We start from the raw sequence: 1,059 nt of genomic DNA on the forward strand, positions 1-1,059 counted from the left end.
GGGCTTTGTTGAATAAATAAGATTTCGTGCGAACGACCCTGTAGCTGGCTGGATTTTCAGGCAATACGCACGCTTTCTGGCATCCCAGCCTTTGTCATCCTGTTCAACGCACGCACCATGGCCATAGCTTCCGATACCTGACCATCGTAGTCACGCAGCGTCAGTGAATCTCCCAACAACTGCTTCATTCTGTACATTGCCGTTTCCGCTATCGAGCGACGGTTATATTCCGTTGTCCATTTCCACCGTGCATTGCTTCCGCTCAGCCGCTGATTAGCAACGGCACGGTTGCGGTCTGCGTACTCACCGGGCCAGTAACCTGCTCCTTTTCGGGGAGGAATAAGCGCGCTGATTTTTTTGCGGCGCAGTTCATCGTGACAGAGCCGGGTATCGTAAGCCCCGTCTGCCGCGGCTGCCCTGATTTTTCTGTGAGTCTGCCGGATAAGGCCCGGGAAGGCTTCTGAGTCCGTGACGTTATTCAGCGACAGGTCTGCACAGACAACTTCATGTGTGTTGCTGTCAACAGCAAGATGCAACTTTCGCCAGATACGACGGCGCTCTTTGCCGTGCTTTCTGACTTTCCATTCGCCTTCACCAAAGACCTTCAGCCCGGTGGAATCAATCACCAGGTGTGCGATTTCACCCCGGGTGGACGTTTTGAAACTGACATTAACCGACTTTGCCCGCTTACTGACACTGGTGTAATCCGGGCAGCGCAACGGAACGTTCATCAGGGCAAAAATGGAATCAATAAAACCCTGCGCAGCCCGCAGGGTCAGCCGGAATACGCGTTTAATCACCAGAACGGTGGTGATGGCGAGATCAGAATAGCGCTGGGGCCTTCCTCGTGATGAAGGCGTTGCCGACTCATACCAGGCCTGAATGGCCTCATCATCCAGCCAGAAAGTGAGGGAGCCACGGTTGATGAGAGCTTTGTTGTAGGTGGACCAGTTGGTGATTCTGAACTTTTGCTTTGCCACGGAATGGTCTGTGTTGTCGGGAGGATGCGTGATCTGATCCTTCAACTCAGCAAAAGTTCGATTTATTCAACAAAGCCAT

General features: G+C 52.8%; 1 protein-coding gene. It reads right to left on the minus strand.

Annotated features, from left to right (window positions below):
- Positions 1 to 56: 56 nt before the first annotated feature.
- The gene (locus N6P30_RS24360) at positions 57 to 1,025 is read right to left on the minus strand and encodes an IS5 family transposase (RefSeq protein ID WP_072202995.1); all 969 of its coding nucleotides are present in this window, start codon (positions 1,023 to 1,025) and stop codon (positions 57 to 59) included.
- Between the last annotated feature and the right edge of the window lie 34 nt (positions 1,026 to 1,059).

Source organism: Enterobacter sp. PL1 (assembly GCF_945957325.1).
GTDB lineage: Bacteria > Pseudomonadota > Gammaproteobacteria > Enterobacterales > Enterobacteriaceae > Enterobacter > Enterobacter roggenkampii.